This window comes from Streptococcus pseudopneumoniae (assembly GCF_001068775.1).
Lineage (GTDB): Bacteria > Bacillota > Bacilli > Lactobacillales > Streptococcaceae > Streptococcus > Streptococcus pseudopneumoniae_N.
Map to the genome: position 1 here is coordinate 1 of NZ_JWAJ01000007.1, position 18,580 is coordinate 18,580.

The window sequence follows — 18,580 nt, forward strand, 5'->3', positions numbered from 1 at the left end:
ATCAAAGAGCAAACTAGGAAACTAGCCGCAGGCTGTACTTGAGTACGGCAAGGCGACGTTGACACAGTTTGAATTTGATTTTCGAAGAGTATTACCAGTTCTTTTCTATTTTCACTTAGTCTTTAGGTAATTTGCCAGCTTTTTCAAGCATTTTTTTGATTAAATAAGGCATCTTGACATTTTCACGACCTTTTTTCTCAATTAATTTTTTAACAAATTCTGGCATTTGTAAGTCTTGTGATTCATCTAAAATATTCTTAGTTTCCTCCGAAGGGACTAATTCATCAAAGGTCTCTTCTTCTGGGAGGAATTCTCTAAATTCTTTATGTTCGTTAGCTCGGACAATATTGACCAAGGCATCAATCAAACGAGAATCTGTATTTGGCATTGGTGGACGATGGTAGTTCACCTCCAATTCCTGGCATAAGTCATAACATTCCACATCATTGTCAAACAAAACTTCAATGTGCTCACTAATAAAACTAATAGGTACAAAAATATAATGCTCTGGATGTTCTTCCTGTTCTCTAAGATATTCCAGGACATCTGGTTTAATCCAAGGAATACCAATGTCACTTTCACTCTGCCAAGTGTTGGTATATTGCTCTGGTTTCAAGCCTAATTTCTCAGCAATTAACTTGCTATTTTCAAAAATCTGGTCGATATAGGGATCACCAAAATCCAAGGCAAAAACGGGAACACTGTGGGCAGAAAAGATGACTTTAAAGCTATCCTGTTTCACCTTTTCTTTTAAAATCTTAGCAATTTCATTTGTCCAATAGTTTAATAGGGCTTCTTCTTGATACCAGTCCTTAATAACTAAAAACTGAATTTGTTTACTTTCCAGAAACTTTTCGTACCCCATGACAGAGTAAAAGGAATAGTGTGGCTCCAAAATCAAGCAAATACACTTTTCAATTCCATCTGCTTCCATTTTCCGAATCACATCTGGAATAAAGGGGGTTGAAAATTTATTGGCAAAATAGACACTATATTCATTTCCCAATCTAGCTTCTACCAAGGCAACTTCTTCACGGGTAATTTTTTGTAGTGGAGTTCCTCCAATTCGAACATAATTATCATAAAGTGTTTGAATTTCATGGTCTTGAGGTCGAACTCCACGACGAATGTTGGTAAAAAAGTCGGCTACTCCTTCAAAGGTAATCTCTTCTGGGGAACCAAATGTCATCATTAAAATCGCTTTTTTCATCTCTGCATCCTTGTGATATTTTTATCTTTTTTATTGTATCACTAAAACAGCCATAAGTAAACGCTAACATAAGAATGTTACCTCCCTTCTGACTTTTGTTTTTCTCTTCTTTCTATGATACAATGGTTTTAAAAGAAGGAAAAAAGGAGTTACGATGAAATATCCAACATTGTTGGAGCGTTTTTTGACTTATGTCAAAGTCAATACTCGTTCTGACGAACATTCAACCACTACACCAAGTACCCAAAGTCAAGTAGACTTCGCAACCAATGTCCTCATCCCTGAGATGAAACGTGTTGGTTTGCAAAATGTTTACTACCTACCAAACGGTTTTGCTATCGGAACCTTACCAGCCAACGACCCAAGTTTTACTCGTAAGATCGGTTTTATCTCCCACATGGATACAGCAGATTTTAATGCTGAAGGTGTCAATCCACAAGTAGTTGAAAAATACGACGGTGGCCTTATCGAGCTTGGGAACTCTGGTTTCAAACTAGATCCAGCGGATTTCAAGAGCTTAGAGAAATATCCTGGCCAAACCTTGATCACTACTGATGGAACTACTTTGCTCGGTGCTGATGACAAATCTGGTATCGCTGAAATCATGGCAGCTATCGAATACTTGACTGCTCATCCTGAGATTAAACACTGTGAAATCCGTGTTGGCTTCGGACCTGATGAAGAAATCGGTGTTGGTGCCAATAAATTTGATGCAGAGGATTTCAATGTTGACTTTGCATATACAGTTGACGGGGGACCTCTTGGTGAACTTCAATACGAAACCTTCTCCGCTGCAGGTGCAGAACTTCACTTCCAAGGTCGTAATGTTCACCCAGGAACTGCTAAAGGGCAAATGGTCAATGCGCTTCAGTTAGCCATCGACTTCCACAATCAACTCCCAGCTGGAGACCGCCCAGAATTAACAGATGGTTACCAAGGATTCTACCATCTCATGGATGTGACAGGTACTGTTGAGGAAGCGCGTGCCAGCTACATCATTCGTGACTTCGAAAAAGAAAGTTTCGAAGCGCGTAAAGCTGCCATGCAAGCTATTGCTGATAAGATGAATCAAGAACTTGGTAGCGATCGTGTAACCTTGACTTTGACAGACCAGTACTACAACATGAAGGAAGTCATTGAAAAGGATATGACTCCAATCACCATTGCTAAAGCAGTAATGGAAAGTCTTGATATTGCACCAATTATCGAGCCTATCCGTGGAGGAACAGACGGTTCTAAAATTTCCTTTATGGGAATTCCAACTCCAAATATCTTCGCTGGTGGAGAAAATATGCACGGACGTTTTGAATACGTTAGTCTGCAAACAATGGAACGTGCTGTTGATACAATCATCGGAATTGTAGCTTATAAAGACTAAAGAGATCGGGAAAAAATTCCCGACCTCTTTTTTTATCAGCATCCTACTTTTGACACGGTAGCTGACTGAACTTTTTGTTATTCTGCTACTTTTTCTCTTGTTTCTGGAGAGCTAGTTGCAGGAGTTAAGTTTGACTCAGCTTGTTTATCGTTTGTTTCTGTATTGGCTGTTTCTGTGTTAGCTTCAGCTGGCTTGACTTTGGATTGAAATTCTTGGTTTAACAAAACGATTTCTTGAGCAAGAGCTAAAAGAGCTTGCTTGTCTTTGCTTGCTGCACTAAGCTTATCAAATAAGGCGTCCACTTTTTCAAAGTCAGCATCAGAACCATTATTCATTTCTAAATAAGTATGAAGGGCAATGACACCATTATAAAGTTTTTGGTAGAGAACTAAAACCTCTGGGTCTTGATTGACATTCTCACGTTCATTCTGAATGGTCTGTGAAATGCGTTTCAGAAGATCTTGGACTTGCGTATTTAATTCATCAAGGTCTGCTTCATCTTTATCTAGAGCAGCTTTCAGATTTTTAACTTCGTCAGCAAGTGAAGCTTTAACTCCCTCTTCTTTGACTTGAGCTACTAATTCTTCAGCTTTTGTTAAGAGTTCTTCTACTTGACCTTTTCGAACATGATTGCTTTGTTCCTCAGGCTTAATATCATCATACAAACCTTTCAAAAATTCATAGACTGCCGTTTTAGCACTATGACCATCCACTTTTTCAGTGTCTAGGATCGTTTCAGAAGGTTTATGAGCAACAGGTTCATTCTTCACTGCTTCTTCTACCTCTAATTTTGTTTGATAGATTTCAGGGAAGAGTTTGTTCAAGTCAGTTGCCTTAAGGAAAGATTGTGACTGATAAAGAGTCCAAGTTAAGTTAGCAACTTTATTTCTAAGAGTGTCATTTAAACGACCATCTGACAGATGTTGATAGAAATACTTAATGTATTCGACTGTCGTAACACCAGTACGATCATTAAAATCTTGCAGAGCTTGTAGTTTAGCTTCAACTGCATCTAAACCAGCCTCATCTTGAGCCAATTTATTTTCTTGGAGTTGAGCCAAGAGATCCTTTTTAGGAAGTCCATAAGCATCCGTATCCAAGGTATTAATCTTATCTACTAAAGCTTGATATTTCTTGTCTAAAGGACTGATTTCTGTTGGTTTTACACTAGAGTCAACGTGGATATACTGCTTGTCAAAGAGATCCAGTGTTGCAAGATAACCTGCTGTAGAGTTAGTTGCCAGTTTCTTCATGTTTTCAGTAAACTGACCTAAAGCTAACTCAATCTGTCTTTGTTCTATAGGCTTGTCTTTATAGATGTTTCTGCTTTCAGCTAGAAGTTGGTCTACTTTTGCCAAAACTACCTTCTCATCAAAAGCTCCAGGTTGGTAGTTGGATTGTAGAGCTGGAATTTTATTTTTCAAAGCCACTTCATAGCCCTTCGTTTGAACCTTGATGTAGTGATTGTGGTCACCATGAGGGATCACAAAACTACCATTTTCTACCTGCAAACTATAAGGAGACACACCATCACGTAAGGCAGTCGTATAAAGTTCATTTAGGAAATCAAGTTCTGGATTTCCAGTTTGAAGAGGGATCCGAACGTGTTCCTTACGAACAGCGTAAGGATGAATATGAGTTGGATCGTAAGCTTGGTCTGGATTTCCAAAGACAAAGAATCCGTTTGAAATTCTAATAGCTTCAAGTGGAACACCATAGGTCTTTGAAATGTAAGCTATTTTTTCTTCATCACTAGCATCTCTTGAGAAAGACTCTATCGTTTTAGCAAGAGGTTTTACAGGCTCTGCATCATGATGTGTTTTCAAATGATCCTGAGCTGCCTTAATTTGTTCAGCTGTCAAATCTTTCTTGAAGAAGTAATGATTGTGGTCTCCGTGACTCATGACAAAACCTTGCTCGTCCTCACTGATGACACGATTGGCATCAAAACCGTGATCATGGTCTTCATCATGATGGTGTCCATGATGATCTTCGTCGTGCTCGTCATCATGAGCTGGATTTGGTGTTGCTGGACTTGCACCTTTCAAGTGATCCTGCGCTGCCTTAATTTGCTCTGCTGACAAGTCCTTCTTGAAGAAGTAATGATTATGGTCACCATGTGACATGATAAATCCTGCTTCATCTTCAGCAATAATACGATTGGCATCAAAGCCGTGTCCACCTTCTTCATGTTCCTCATGTGAAGTTCCTGGATTGATTGGAAGTGATGGCGAAGGTGTTGCTAGACCGTTGTTCGGAAGAGTCGGTTGACCAATTTGATTCGCCTTAGGGATATAATGGAAATGATCACCATGTCTTACAATATAAGCTGTAGCCGTTTCTTCAACGATATCTTTGGGATTAAAAATATAACCATCAGATGCTGAGGAGAGTTCCTTACTTGTCGTTGAAGAAGGATTGCTTGAAAGACTTCCTAGACTAGACGCTGCTTCATTAGGTTTTTCATTTGTAGAGGCCGTAGAACCAGTTCCACCGATAGGCACCATTCGAGCAATCTTTTCTTCTAAAGCAGAGAGCTTGCTGTAAGGAATAAAATGATAATGGTCGCCATGCGGAATCGCAACTCCATTTGGTGTACGACTGATAATCTTAGCAGGATCAAAGACCAGACCATCTGATTCACTGTAACGTTGGTCGCTAGGTGAATCATAGAGTTCTTTTAATAGACTTTGGAGATTTTCAATTTTGCTTTCTGGCTTGCTAGTTGATTCCTTCTCTATAGCTTGATTAGTATTATCACTAGCTGTTGAAGAATAGCTTAACTGGCTCGGTTGCGTATTTTTCCCAGTCAGATGAGCTTTAGCGGATGCTAATTCACTAGCAGATAAATCACTTTTTGGAATGTAGTGATAGTGACCTCCATGAGGAACGATATAAGCATCACCAGTATCTTCAATAATGTCAGCTGGATTAAAGACATAACCATCATCTGTTGTATAGCGTCCCTGAGACCTTGCTACAGCAACATCAGAGCTGACCTTCTCATTATCTTTGACATGTTCTTGTTTTTGACGGTTGATTTCATCTTTGGTTCGAACATTATCAGCATGAGCTGTATCTTTCAGGTAGACATAATATTTTCCATCGACCTTGATGATATAACCACCCTTGACTTCATTGACAATATCAGCATCTTTAAGTTGATAGTTTGGATCCTTCATCAAAAGTTCTTCACTAAAGAGGGCATCATAAGGAACTTTTCCGTTATAGTAATGGTAGTGATCACCGTGTGATGTAACATAACCCTGATCTGAAATCTTGATAACAATTTGCTCAGCCTGAATTCCTTCTTTTTGGCTAACCTGATCTGGTGTCAGGTTTTCAGTTTTCTGACTTGACTGGCTGCCATCCACATAAGAGATACGATTATTGTCCTTATTTTCCTGCGAGCGATGCTGATTTAGAGCATAAGCGCAAAGACTCAAAGATACGATAACAGCTGATCCAGCTGCTATATATTTTTTACTGAATTTCATAAATCCCTCATTTCAATAAATGATGAAGCTTTTTAACTTCTTTTGCTTGGTTAAACAGTTTTTTTCTAAACTGGTTATTTAACCAATTAATTAACCAGTAAATAGTTTACCTTTTTTAAGTTTATCTGTCAAGATTTTTATATCATTTTAAAAAATAAAAGCCAGTATTGCTACTGACTCTTACATCATTTTGGTTTAATAGGATAAACTTATGCTTCTGGTTTCGTCGTTACTGACTCACTACCTTTTAACAAAGCAAGTAATTTTTCTACTTCTGCCATGATACCATTATTATCCATGGTTTGGAGGCTCAAGTTATTTCGTAAACCAGATAGGCTCTCTGTCACATTGTCTTTCAAACTAGCATCCGTTACTTTAGCAAGTAGAACTTCTACTTCTTTGAGTTTGGCTTCTACTTTTTCGGTTTCTACTTGAGATACTTCGGCTTCGTCTGTTGTATCTTTAGATACTTCTTCTGTCTTGTCTTCATCAGTGCTCGGTTTATAAAGATTATCTACTGAAGGGGTTGAACCTGTATGATTTTCTTTTTCATTGGATTCAAGATGGGTTGACTCGTCTGATTCATGATGATCTTCCTTATCTTCATCAGATTTACTGTCTTTGTCTGCCTTATTTTTACGAACATGGTCGCTGGCATTTCCCCAACCATTATCTGAGTGAGGACGTTCTTCAGGATGTTCAACATAATATTTTACAGTCGCAAAGAGATCCTCAAGGCTATAACCCTTAGGTGCTTCATAGAGTCCTTCGTCAAACCAACCAAATTTAATGTTATGGTAATGATCGTAATGAGGTATAATTAAGCTACCATTTTTAACTTCAACAGTATGTTGTAGATTGTAAGGAATATGATCAAGTGGAACCTTCTTAGCTGCTTTCACTTTATTATAGATTGCTTCTACTCCTTTAACCTCAGTATTTCCTGAACCCTGATTATCTGTTGAAGGAGGCGTCAAACCTTTCTCTTTAGCATAAGCCTGAGCTGCCACTCTTTCAGCTTCAGACAAGCTCTCTTTCTTGATCCAATGACTATGAGTCATATGTGGAGTTACATAGGCATCGCCTTCATCGCTAGTTATATCACGAGGATCAAAGATATAGCCATCTTCTGTTGTATACTTACCTGCTAATTTCGCTAATTTAATTTCATCGTCTGTATAAGCAATTTGAGCATTTGGTTTACCAATACGTTCTGGATGGGTAATTGGTTCTAGGAATGCCAATAAATCATCTACTAATTTTCCTTTATTAGAAGATTCATCATTCAAGCGCTCTGCTAATTTGTCTAAGGCTTGAAAATTAGAAGTACGACCCTTATTTTCAGACAAGGCTTTATGAGCTTCGGCCAATAAATTATATGCTTTATCATAAAATTCTTGGTCACGAGGTGGTACATTTTCTTTCTTCGCAACTAGGGAATGCGTCTCTTGAGTTTTCTTAGACAAGAGATTTTCAATAGCGTCAATCTTATCCTTAGCTAGGTCTTTAGCTAGAACATAACGACTGACTCCCTTATCCTCGATAATATAACCGTCGCCAACTTTTCTAACAACCTGATTGACATCAAGTTCAGTCGGTTTATTTTCCACTGGTGCAAGAGGTTTGGTGGTAGGGGCTGGCTTCAAAGGAGTGACGCTTGGTAAGACACTGCCATTTTGTCCCTTAACAGCTATCATACGAGCCAATTTTTCTTCCAAAGGTGACATTTGTGAATAAGGAATAAAGTGATAATGGTCTCCGTGAGGCACTGCTACACCGTTAGCTGTACGTTTGATGATTTGTGCCGGATCAAAGACGAGTCCATCAGATTCCACATGGCGTTCTGATAAAGGTTTGGCATACAATTCACTTAAGAGTGTTGAGATATCTTCCCCTTGATTTTGATGATATGTTGGTGTGACAGTCAGATTTGGAGTCTCTGTCAAACTTGGTTGAGCTGGTCTAGCATTATCACTACTTGGTTTACTTGAACTTGTAGCGGAATGAGAACCCTGTTTACCATTCCAATAAGCTTGGGCTGCAGCCAATTCTCCTGCTGACAAATCACTCTTAGGTATATAGTGGAAATGATTTCCGTGCGGTACAACAAAAGCGTCACCTGTATCTTCAATCACATCTGTCGGACTAAAGACATACCCATCATCCGTTGTATAGGCGCCTCCAGTTGCTCTATTCGGTACCGGCGTATTGAGATTAAAGTTTGGTTTAATCGGTGAACTTGGTTTATATGTACTGCTTGGTTTCGTATTGGCAGAATGACTTTGAACTGGCCGACCTCCAATTGGAAGATTTCGAGCCAATTTTTCTTCCAAAGCAGACATTTGCGAATAAGGAATGAAATGGAAATGATCCCCGTGAGGGACTGCGACCCCATTTGCTGTACGTTTTGTAATCTGTGCTGGATCAAATACCAAGCCATCAGACTCCACATGACGTTGGCTAAGTGGCAAGGCGTACAATTCTTGAAGAAGACTAGCTAAATCCTCACTTGAGCTCTCCGGAGCTTTGGCAGAATCTTGAGGAGTTTCAGATTGACTCATTCTTAGACTAGATCTTGTTTCAGCTCTGCTTGAACGATATTCAACCGTACTTAATTGGCCACCTTTTCCAGATAAGAAGGCTTGGGCAGCAGCTAATTCACTGGCAGACAAATCACTCTTCGGAATATAGTGGAAGTGATTGCCATGAGGAACGATATAGGCATCACCCGTGTCCTCAATGATATCAGATGCATTGAAGATATACCCATCATCCGTTGTATAACGTCCTTGGGCTCTGGCAGCAACTACCGCCTGATCGTTAGAACCGCCTCCATGATTATGACTGTGTTCCTGCTTCTGACGTTTAATCTCTTCTTTTGTCCGAATATTGTCTGCATGAGCCGCATCTTTAAGGTAAACACAGTATTTCCCGTCTACCTTAATCACATAGCCACCCTTGATTTCATTAACAATATCTGCATCCTTCAACTGATAATTCGGATCTTTCATGAGGAGTTCTTCACTGATAATAGCATCATAAGGAACCTTGCCATTATAGTAGTGATAATGGTCTCCATGAGAGGTCACATAACCTTGATCCGTAATCTTGATAACAATTTGTTCTGCGTTAATCCCTTCTCTTTTACTGACTTCATCTGGCGTCAAATTTTCTGCCTTTTGACCAGCCTGGTCACCATCTATATAAGCAACTCGATTAGAATCTTTCTTAACTTGACCAGCTTGATAACGACCAAGTTCATAGGAGCAAACACTTAGGGCAAGGACTGCTACTGACCCTGCTAGATATTTTTTATTGATTTTCATTCTTATCTCACTTTAATTCTTCAGCTAATACACTCATATTTTCCTCAAGATTTTCTAGGTAAGTCTTGTCATTTTGTGGGTCTGCCTCTAAAGGATTCAGAGTTTTAAGCCCCACACCTGTTGATTTGACAAGAGTTTCAGCTACTTTTGAAGAAGCATTACTTTCTGTAAAAATCGTTTTAACCTTATAGGTTTTTACAAATTCCTGAATTTCTGTAAGTTGTCGTGGACTTGGTTCTTGTTCAGGAGAGATACCTGCAATACCAAGTTGATTAAGTCCAAATCTCTTCGCTAGATAAGAAAAGGCTGTATGTTGTGTTACAAATGTTTTCTGAGTCGCTTTTTCAAATTTAGGCTGGAATTTCTTAGTCAATTCTTGAGCTTTTTTGATAAAGGCTTGCGCATTTTTCTGGTAAGTTTCTTTATGCTCACTATCAACCTCTGAAAGTTTGTCAGCGATAATTTGCGCTTCTTCACCAGCTTTTTCTGGATCTAGCCAAGTATGAGGATCATAGAGCGTTTTTTCATCAACTCCATCCCCTGCTTCTACATCTTCTAGACCAGGGACACGTTCCAATGTCATTCCCTCTGAAGCCTCTAAAACCTTAACTTTAGATTTTTTTAGATTGGGATCCAAACTTCCTGCCCAAGATTCGAGCGTATGAGAATGGTAAACAAAGACATCTGCATCGTATATTGCTGCAATATCATTTGCCGAAGGTTCAAAGGAGTGAATCCCACTACTTGACTGAATCATTCGAACATCATTCAAGTCACCAGATACTTCCTTGACCATAGCGTAAATAGGATAAAAACTGGTCACAATCTTCATTCCCTTAGTTTCATCACTCTTGTCTTGACCGGTCTTTTGTCCACAAGCTCCTAATACAAGAGCAAATAAGGCAATCATGAGCCATAGGATACTTCTTTTTTTCATAACAACTCCTTAACTAGTATTTAACCATTTAATTAACTAGTAAATATTTTACTCCTAAAAATTTAAAATGTCAATATTTTTTGTGCATTTTCATGAAAAAAGTGAGAACTAGATTTCATTGCTAAATTTCATTTTCAGTTCTCACTGGTTATTTTTAACTCACGAATTTTAATCGTTTTGACTTGTTTTAGGCTTACTATTTTTTAGTAAGGCTGTGAGATTTTCAGCTTGAGCCATAATACCATTGTTATCCATAGTTCCCAAAGTCAGATTATTTCGCAAACCAACCAAGGTTTCGCTAGCATTGGATTTAAGGTTTGCATCTGTGACTGTCTTTAATAGTTCCTCTGCTTCTTTGAGCTTAGCTTCTACCTTTTCAGTCTCAACCTGTGGTTCTTCTGGTTCAACAGGACTTTCCTCTTCAGGTTCTTCCTCTGGTTTATAGTTATTAGTAGGATCTTGACTATTATCTTTTTTACCCAAGACATGCTCGCTAGCATTTCCCCAACCATCATTTGAATGTGGACGCTCATCTGGATGTTCTACATAGTACTTAATCGTTGCGAACAAGTCTTCAAGACTATATCCGTTTGGTGCCTTATAAGATTTATCATCAAACCAAGCGAACTTGATATTATGGTAATGATCCTTGTGAGGAATAATCAGATTACCATTTTTTACTGCTACAGTATGTTCAACATTATAAGGTAAACGAACCAATGGAATTCGTTTTTCACCTTTAACGCGTTCGTAAATGGATGCTGCGCTTTCCCCATTTGGATTTGCTTGAGTAGCACTATCTTCAGATGGAGGGTTGATATTTTTCTCTTTGGTATAGACTTGAGCTTCCGATTTTTCTTTATCGGACAAACTATCCTTACCAATCCAGTGACTATGCCCCATATGTGGCGTTACATAAGCATCTCCCTCGTCACTGATAATATCATGGGCATCAAAGATATAACCATCCGATGTTGTGTACTTATCCGCTAGCTGAGCTACACGAACTTCATCGTCACTATACTCGATTTGTGAGTTTGGCTTACCAAGACGTTCTGGATGATTAATCGGTGCAATAAATTTAAGCAAATCATCTACAAAGGCTACCTTGTTTACATGTTCATCATTTAATCTTTCTAGCAATTGATCTAAAGTCTGGAAGTCAGATAGCCGTCCCTTATTTTCAAGTAGGTTCCTATGCGTTTTCTCCAACAAACTATAAGCCTTATCATAGAATTCCTGATTTCGAGGAGCTATTGTGCTTTTCTTCTCCGCCAAGGTATGCGCTGATGTAGCCACCTTATTCAGTTCTTTCTCAAAAGCTATAAGATTCTCTTTAGACAAATCCTTAGTCAAGACATAATGCGAAACTCCCTTTTCTTCTAGGACATACCCCTGACCAACTTTTCTGACTACTTGTTTGGCAAGCTCCTCATTAGAATGGTTATCAGGAAGTGGAACTGGTGCTGGTTGCGGATTTGGGACGGGCTGTGGAACTGGTTTTAATGTAGGATTTGGCCGTAAACTAGCTGCTCCAGGCGCTGAAATATTCCCTTGATTTTCAACTGGAATCATCCGTGCAATCTTTTCTTCCAGAGCAGACATTTGAGAATAAGGGATAAAGTGGTAATGATCTCCGTGTGGCACTGCAACACCATTTGCTGTTTTTCTTGTAATTTGCGCTGGATCAAAGACAAGCCCATCTGATTCCACATGTCGTTGGCTGAGTGGCAAGGCATAAAGTTGTTTCAAGAGACTAGATACGTCTTCACTTGGACTTGCTTGATAACTATTATCCACTTGTGGGCTAACAGTTGGAGCCCATCTTCTAGTATTTGTCTCAACATTACTATGATTTGTTTGTCCATATGAACTACTATTCGATGCCTCTGATGAGCTGCTAGAAGAATTTGTTGACGGTCGATACCCAACTGAGCTTGTTTGGCCACCTTTACCAGATAGGAAGGCTTGGGCCGCAGCTAGTTCACTGGCAGACAAGTCACTCTTAGGAATATAATGGAAGTGATTGCCATGTGGAACGATGTAAGCATCGCCAGTATCCTCAATAATATCACTTGCATTAAAAACATAGCCGTCATCCGTTGTATAACGTCCCTGAGCCCTTGCTAGGGTAACTTCATTGCTAACTTTTGATCCACTACCATGTCCGTGTTCTTGCTTCTGACGAGTAATTTCTTCTTTTGTTCGAACATTATCAGCATGTGATGCATCCTTTAGATAGACATAATACTTACCATCAACCTTAATGACATAACCACCCTTGATTTCATTGACAATGTCTGAATCCTTCAACTGATAATTCGGATCTTTCATCAGAAGTTCTTCACTAATGATAGCATCATAAGGAACCTTGCCATTAAAGTAATGATAATGGTCTCCATGAGAGGTCACATAACCTTGGTCCGTAATCTTGATGACGATCTGTTCTGCGTTGATTCCCTCTCTCTTACTGACTTCATCTGGTGTCAAATTCTCTGCCTTTTGACCAGCCTGATCACCATCTATATAAGCCACTCGATTAGAATCTTTCTTAACGTGAGCAGCTTGGTAACGACCAAGTTCATAGGAACAAACACTTAGGGCAAGAACTGCCACTGAACCAAGAACATATTTTTTATTGATTTTCATCCAAACACACTTTCTATTTTCATTTATTCGTTAAAGAAGAACTATACTTTTTCCTAAAGACCTTCCTTAACTGGTTAACCATACAACTGAAAAACGAAATCACTTTTAAAACTCCTCCTTCTATTTTCTATTTATCAAACAAGATTTGAGCGAGTGAGTTACCTCTTTATGTACTTAACCAGTTATTTAACTAGTTAATAGTTTACTCCTATAACATAAATCTGTCAAGAATTTTTTTGACTTTCAGGTAAAATCTAGATAAAAAAGAGGAATATCCCCTAGTATGAGATAGATTCCTCTTTATAATATTTTAGTGTTGAAATGGCATAAAATCCGAAACAAAGGAAATGTTATCCTTATCTTCTGCGTTGACAAAATTTAAAAATAGCTTTTGAAATTCTTCAAATTCATAGTCTGAATGACAAATCCACTCCTTACCCGTCGAGACATACCATTTTCCAAGACTTGCAAGTTGCTCCTTGGTCAAGGTTGGTACATGAGAGCAATGTTCAAAGTTAATAATATAAACTTTTTCATAGATTGATTTAATAAAATCTTTTAGCATAAACTTTCCTCGCTTAAATTCTATACCTAATAACTAGTTGTACTATTCAATCACTTGGGTCTCAGCTAGTTTTTTGTACCAGTGAGCTGATTTCTTTGGATAGCGTTCTTGCGTTTCAAAGTCCACATAGAAGAGGCCATAGCGTTTTTCATAACCATTTGACCAAGAGAAGACGTCCATGAGTGACCAGATGAAGTAGCCTTTGACTACTGCTCCATCAGTAATGGCATCTGAAATGACTTCCAAGTGTTGTTTCACATAATCAATACGTCCATCATCGTAAACAGTGTTATCGACAAATTCATCTTTGTATCCAAGTCCGTTTTCAGTGATGTAGATCTTCTTGTAGTTCGGATAATCTTTCTTCACGCGCATGATTTGGTCGTATAATCCTTGAGGATAGATAATCCAGTCCCAGTCAGTACGAGGTACATAGTCAGGAGCTACACGACGACCAACACCCTTGATCTGGTATTTAGAGCTTCCTTTTTCACCTTTACCGTTGTGGATGATCTCAGTTTCACCATCAAAGGCTTCCATCCAATCGCTCATATAGTAGTTAATTCCGAGGAAGTCATTCAAATCTTTAGCTGCTTCAAGCACTAAAAAGTCTTCGTCTCGAAGATCCAACTCACCACCATTAACTGAAAGAATGTGGTTGACCCCTTCCATGGTTTTATCGGAATAGTGTCCAAGGTATGTAGCATCCAAGATAAATTTGTTGTGGATGATATCTTCCAACTCAGCAGCACGAACGTCTGCAGGATTTTTAGGATCCAATGGATACTTAGTTGGAAGGGCGTGAACAACCCCGATTTCACCTTTATAGCCTTTGTCTTTGTACAATTTCACAGCACGAGCATGAGAAACCATCATATTGTGGTGGGATTGGAATACTTTCGCAAGGTCGTATTGAATACCTGGAGGGAATTTACCTACCAAATATTGACCATCTCCGATAGGGCCGATTTCATTGAAAGTAGTCCAGTAGTTGACTTCTGGAAATTCTTCGAAACAGAAGGCAGCATAATTTACAAAGTGTTCGATATTCTCACGATTCAAGAAGTCTCCATTTGAGTGAAGAGCTTCAGGTGTATCAAAATGGTGAAGAGTTACGAACGGTTCTACATGACGTTTATGACATTCTGCAAATAACTTATGATAGAATTCTACCCCTTTTGGATTTACTTCACCATAACCAGTTGGAAAAATACGTGACCAAGCAATTGAAATACGAATACCGTTTACCCCATATTCCTCAGCCAACTGCAAATCTACTGGATATTTATGGTAAAAATCACTCGCTGGTTCAGCAGTATACCAATAGTTGTCTGCTAAATATTTATCCCATGCGACTGGTCCTTTACCATCCGTATGTGTAGCACCTTCTGCCTGATAAGCCGCTGTTGCGCCACCGAAAATAAAATCTTTAGGAAGTGTTTTTGTCATTTTTTCACCTATTTCTTGATTGGATAAAATGAAAAGTGAGCGGAGAGGAGCTAGTGAGCTATCCATCTCCATCTCACTTCTTGTAGCAAGTCACCGAATTGTGACATGAGGAGGTAAAAACGATATCTTTTTACCGACGAATTAATAAGGCGATTAGGAAATTCGCCATAGCGATTTCCGTAACGATAGGAGACTATTTCAGAGTCCCTATCGTTAATCGAATTGAGCTTGAACAAAGGCTAGAGCACCTTGTCCATCGCGTGTCAATTTAATGTACTGTGCACCTTCTGTCTTAGCAAGTTTGATACCTAATTTATCAGTTTCAGCTTTCATATCCTCAAAGTTTGAAGCAACTTGTGGTGCTAAGATAACCAAATCAAACTCTGGTAGCATCTCACGGTGAGCTCCATAGCCACCAGCGGCTGCCTTAACAGGAACATTGTATTCTGCTGCTGCTTTGTTCAAGGCGTTGGCAAGAAGACCACTTGTTCCTCCACCTGCACAGAGAACGAGTACGTTGGTTTCTTCAGTGATTGTATTTTGTGCTGATTCTACTCCAGCTTTTTCAAGGATAGCATCAGCTTTAGCAGTGTTGAAGTTTGCTGCAACTTTTTCTTTTAATTCATCATTAGCTTTGCCTGAACGTTCTTCTTCAAGAATTTGTTCGTCATAAACCTTGAGGAATGGATAGTAGATAACAATATCTACTACGATTAACAATGCTGCAAGAGCAAATGACAAGAACTGGAAGTTTGTACCAAGGACAATCCCCAAAGGTCCAGGAGTAACCCATGGAAGGTTGGCAGTAAATGAGTTCATGCCGAGAGTTTCGATAAAGAATTTGAAAATCCAAACGTTTGCAATTGGAGCAAAGATAAATGGAATAAAGAAGATTGGGTTCAAAACAAGTGGTGCACCAAACAGGATTGGTTCGTTTACACCGAAGAATGTAGGAACTACTGAAGCGCGTCCGATGGCACGGTTACGCTTAGACTTACACAACCACATAAACATGAATGGAACTACAAGAGTTGCTCCTGTACCACCCATAGTGACGATAAACATTTGTGTACCAGATGTAAGGATCTTATCAGCGTGCATACCTTGTTGAAGAAGGTTCAAGTTGACTTCGGCATTTGCATAAGTGATCGCTGCAATGGCAGGTTCAACGATAGATGGGCCGTGAATACCGACAAACCAGAAGAAGGCAAAAGCACCAAAGATAATGGTAATACCAAGATAACCGTCTGCTGCTGAGAATAATGGGGCAAAGAATTTACCAATTGATTCTGCAACGCTTGCACCAACAAATTGACGAGCGAGCAAGTCAAGAGCATAAAGAGAAACAACTGAAAGCGTAAACGGAATAACGTCTTTAAAGACTTGTGAGATATTCGGTGGAACTTCGTCAGGCATGCGAATAGTAACGTTGTTCTTCACACAAACCTTATAGATAGCTACAGTTACAAAAGCTGCCAGGAAGGCTGAAAGCAACCCTTTTGTACCAAGGAAACCAGTTGCAAAGCCACCTTCAATTGGATCAGCTGCCAACATCAATAATCCAACAATAGCCGCCAATAGCGTTGACATATAGTTGATTTGGTTGGTTTTTTCCATGCTACGGTTAACAGAGTCTGTTAATGATTTAGCAGTCGTACCAGCTAGCAAGACTGCTAGAATTCCCATAGAGTAGCTGTAAGGTTTCATCAAAAGTGCTACTACTTCATCAGACCATTTAAAGCCCCAAGAGTTTGGAACAAAAGCAATCAAGATAAAAATACTTGAGAATAGAATGACTGGCATTCCTGCGATAAATCCATCACGAATAGCACGAAGATAGATATTTCGAGATAGTTTTTCAAAGAAAGGCTTTCCTTTCTCGATATAGGCAATTAACTTATTCATTATTTAGCTCCTCTTTTATAAAGTTCAATTAAATGATGCATCAAATCTTTTAGCAAGATTGTTGTCATCAGGTGATCTTGACCATGCATCATGGTCACGCTATAGGCTAAATCTTCACCTGCAGCTTCCTTTGTTAACAAGCTTGTTTGGGCGTGGTGAGCCTCTGCGATGCAAGCACCAGCTTCCTCAACTAAACTATCCGCTTTCGCAAAATCACCAGCTTCAGCAGCCTTCAAAGCTTCCAATAGTTTTGAACGAGCATCGCCAGCATAGGCAACAATCTCAAAACCTAACAATGTCACTTCTTCTCTATTCACGATAGATTTCTCCTTATATATTTTTTAGTAAAGCGTTATGACAATAAACGTTGGATGTGTAGAACAAGATAAACTCGTTCACTCTTGTAGAGGTCAAGACCAGTTTCCTGAGCAATGACCTCATAAATTTTACTACCAATCTCGAATGCTTCTGGATAGGTATTCTTTATATGTTCTTCCATATCGAGCAAGGATTGATTATCATCGCGACTACGATCCAGATAATCCAAAAAATAATTTAGATGAATCATAAAGCGGTCGTAGAAATTATTATTTTCAGGTGTTCGCTGGATTTTATAACTCTTCAAAACGCTTTCGACCCTCTTTAAAATTTCCTTTCTCTTATCAATTGACTCAACAACTTCGACTGCATTCTCACCTTCCGCGTTGATGAAGTGATAAGCGATACGAATGATTTCGTCTTCAGGAAAATTTTCTGTCAGTTTTTGACGATAAATTTCGAAAGCTTCTTGTGCAATTTGAAAAGCGATAGGATATTTGGCAGAAATGTCAGGCAAGTTACTATCCTTATAGCGTCCTTGGCTAATAGCCTGATAAGAACAATAGATATGGTCTGTCAGAGTGACGTATAGATACTCTTGGACAGGATATTGATATTTTTTAGAAAGATTATCAATAATCTCATAAGTGACCGTAATAAAATCAAGCGGTACATCCTTGAGAAGAGCTATAAAATTTTCTCGCGACTCTTCTGTTTTCATCCGAAAAACTTTTTCAACCTGATCCTCAGAAATCAAATCTCCCTTCTTCTTACCGAATGAAATACCCTTACCAATTACGATCAACTCCTCTCCCTTGCTATTCCGCACGAGAGAAACATTGTTATTCATTGGATTTAATATCCGATACATGGCAACCTCCTTGCCCTATTATTTAAGTTTTGTGAGCATAAAAAATGACCACAAATGAGTTCAGAAAATATAGCTCTGAGTCATCTGTGATCATGCCTAATATTACTTAGTAACACTCACTTTGTATTAACTTGTGACTTAAGTATAGCACAAGATGTTTATTTTGTAAACCTTTACATACAACTTTTTTTAAAAGTTTTTTAGCTAGGTTTTAGGACATAAAAGGGGGGGAATTTAGACACGTTCGGTCCATGAAGTTGCAGTTGTTTTAAGAACCTTGTTGAGTTCGTCAATGTTTTCAAATCCAGTTGTACGCAACCACTCACGAGCTGCTGCTTCACCGTCTTTGATGTAGGCTTCAACTGATCCAGCCCATGTTGCACGTCCACAAAGAACACCGTTGAAGTTTGCGCCTGATTCGTGGGCAAAGACAAGAGTTTCTTGGAAGAGTTTAGCTGATACACCTGCACTCAAG

Annotated in this window: 11 protein-coding genes and 1 pseudogene; 1 reads left to right on the top strand and 11 read right to left on the bottom strand. The window is 39.0% G+C overall.

Annotation, left to right across the window (positions count from 1 at the left end; translation table 11 throughout):
* Positions 1 to 115: 115 nt before the first annotated feature.
* Positions 116 to 1,210, bottom strand: a complete 1,095-nt coding sequence (gene hemH, locus ADF68_RS00075; protein WP_049548107.1) for a ferrochelatase — start codon at positions 1,208 to 1,210, stop codon at positions 116 to 118.
* Between the two features lie 154 nt (positions 1,211 to 1,364).
* Between hemH and pepT the strand changes: the two genes are divergently transcribed.
* Positions 1,365 to 2,588 (top strand): peptidase T, encoded by a 1,224-nt coding sequence (gene pepT / locus ADF68_RS00080; RefSeq protein WP_049548108.1) that lies wholly within the window; start codon positions 1,365 to 1,367, stop codon positions 2,586 to 2,588.
* A 77-nt stretch (positions 2,589 to 2,665) separates the two neighbouring features.
* Here pepT and ADF68_RS00085 read toward each other — a convergent pair whose 3' ends face one another.
* From ADF68_RS00085 to ADF68_RS00130, 10 genes and pseudogenes are all read right to left on the bottom strand, one after another.
* On the bottom strand, positions 2,666 to 6,085 hold the full coding sequence (locus ADF68_RS00085) for a pneumococcal-type histidine triad protein (RefSeq protein WP_049548109.1): 3,420 nt from the start codon (positions 6,083 to 6,085) through the stop codon (positions 2,666 to 2,668).
* A 209-nt stretch (positions 6,086 to 6,294) separates the two neighbouring features.
* Entirely contained in the window at positions 6,295 to 9,411 is a 3,117-nt protein-coding gene (locus tag ADF68_RS00090; protein ID WP_049548110.1) for a pneumococcal-type histidine triad protein, read from the bottom strand.
* Positions 9,412 to 9,418: 7 nt separating this feature from the next.
* The gene (locus tag ADF68_RS00095; RefSeq protein WP_049548111.1) at positions 9,419 to 10,348 is read right to left on the bottom strand and encodes a metal ABC transporter substrate-binding protein; all 930 of its coding nucleotides are present in this window, start codon (positions 10,346 to 10,348) and stop codon (positions 9,419 to 9,421) included.
* 168 nt (positions 10,349 to 10,516) lie between these two features.
* Entirely contained in the window at positions 10,517 to 12,997 is a 2,481-nt protein-coding gene (locus tag ADF68_RS00100) for a pneumococcal-type histidine triad protein (protein ID WP_049548112.1), read from the bottom strand.
* 310 nt (positions 12,998 to 13,307) lie between these two features.
* Complete coding sequence (locus tag ADF68_RS00105; RefSeq protein ID WP_049548113.1) at positions 13,308 to 13,562, bottom strand: DUF3884 family protein; 255 nt, start codon at positions 13,560 to 13,562, stop codon at positions 13,308 to 13,310.
* A gap of 42 nt (positions 13,563 to 13,604) precedes the next feature.
* Positions 13,605 to 15,011 carry a 6-phospho-beta-galactosidase gene (gene lacG, locus ADF68_RS00110; RefSeq protein WP_049548118.1) on the bottom strand — a complete coding sequence of 469 codons (1,407 nt, stop codon included), beginning with the start codon at positions 15,009 to 15,011 and terminating at the stop codon, positions 13,605 to 13,607.
* Between the two features lie 213 nt (positions 15,012 to 15,224).
* Complete coding sequence (locus ADF68_RS00115) at positions 15,225 to 16,916, bottom strand: lactose-specific PTS transporter subunit EIIC (RefSeq protein ID WP_049548114.1); 1,692 nt, start codon at positions 16,914 to 16,916, stop codon at positions 15,225 to 15,227.
* Positions 16,916 to 17,233: a PTS lactose/cellobiose transporter subunit IIA gene (locus tag ADF68_RS00120; protein ID WP_049548115.1), complete on the bottom strand. Its 318-nt coding sequence runs from the start codon at positions 17,231 to 17,233 to the stop codon at positions 16,916 to 16,918. Before ADF68_RS00120 ends, ADF68_RS00115 begins: the two co-directional genes overlap by 1 nt.
* Before the next feature lie 35 nt (positions 17,234 to 17,268).
* A complete protein-coding gene (locus ADF68_RS00125; protein WP_049548116.1) occupies positions 17,269 to 18,105 on the bottom strand; it encodes a PRD domain-containing protein in 837 nt (278 codons plus the stop codon).
* Between the two features lie 234 nt (positions 18,106 to 18,339).
* Positions 18,340 to 18,580: pseudogene (locus tag ADF68_RS00130) on the bottom strand (tagatose-bisphosphate aldolase); the annotation flags it as partial.

Coding starts and splice junctions, on each gene's coding strand:
- ADF68_RS00125 (WP_049548116.1), bottom strand. CDS start 18,105: ATGTATCGGATATTAAATCCAATGAATAACAATGTTTCTCTCGTGCGG.
- ADF68_RS00095 (WP_049548111.1), bottom strand. CDS start 10,348: ATGAAAAAAAGAAGTATCCTATGGCTCATGATTGCCTTATTTGCTCTT.
- ADF68_RS00090 (WP_049548110.1), bottom strand. CDS start 9,411: ATGAAAATCAATAAAAAATATCTAGCAGGGTCAGTAGCAGTCCTTGCC.
- ADF68_RS00105 (WP_049548113.1), bottom strand. CDS start 13,562: ATGCTAAAAGATTTTATTAAATCAATCTATGAAAAAGTTTATATTATT.
- ADF68_RS00115 (WP_049548114.1), bottom strand. CDS start 16,916: ATGAATAAGTTAATTGCCTATATCGAGAAAGGAAAGCCTTTCTTTGAA.
- hemH (WP_049548107.1), bottom strand. CDS start 1,210: ATGAAAAAAGCGATTTTAATGATGACATTTGGTTCCCCAGAAGAGATT.
- ADF68_RS00085 (WP_049548109.1), bottom strand. CDS start 6,085: ATGAAATTCAGTAAAAAATATATAGCAGCTGGATCAGCTGTTATCGTA.
- ADF68_RS00100 (WP_049548112.1), bottom strand. CDS start 12,997: ATGAAAATCAATAAAAAATATGTTCTTGGTTCAGTGGCAGTTCTTGCC.
- pepT (WP_049548108.1), top strand. CDS start 1,365: ATGAAATATCCAACATTGTTGGAGCGTTTTTTGACTTATGTCAAAGTC.
- lacG (WP_049548118.1), bottom strand. CDS start 15,011: ATGACAAAAACACTTCCTAAAGATTTTATTTTCGGTGGCGCAACAGCG.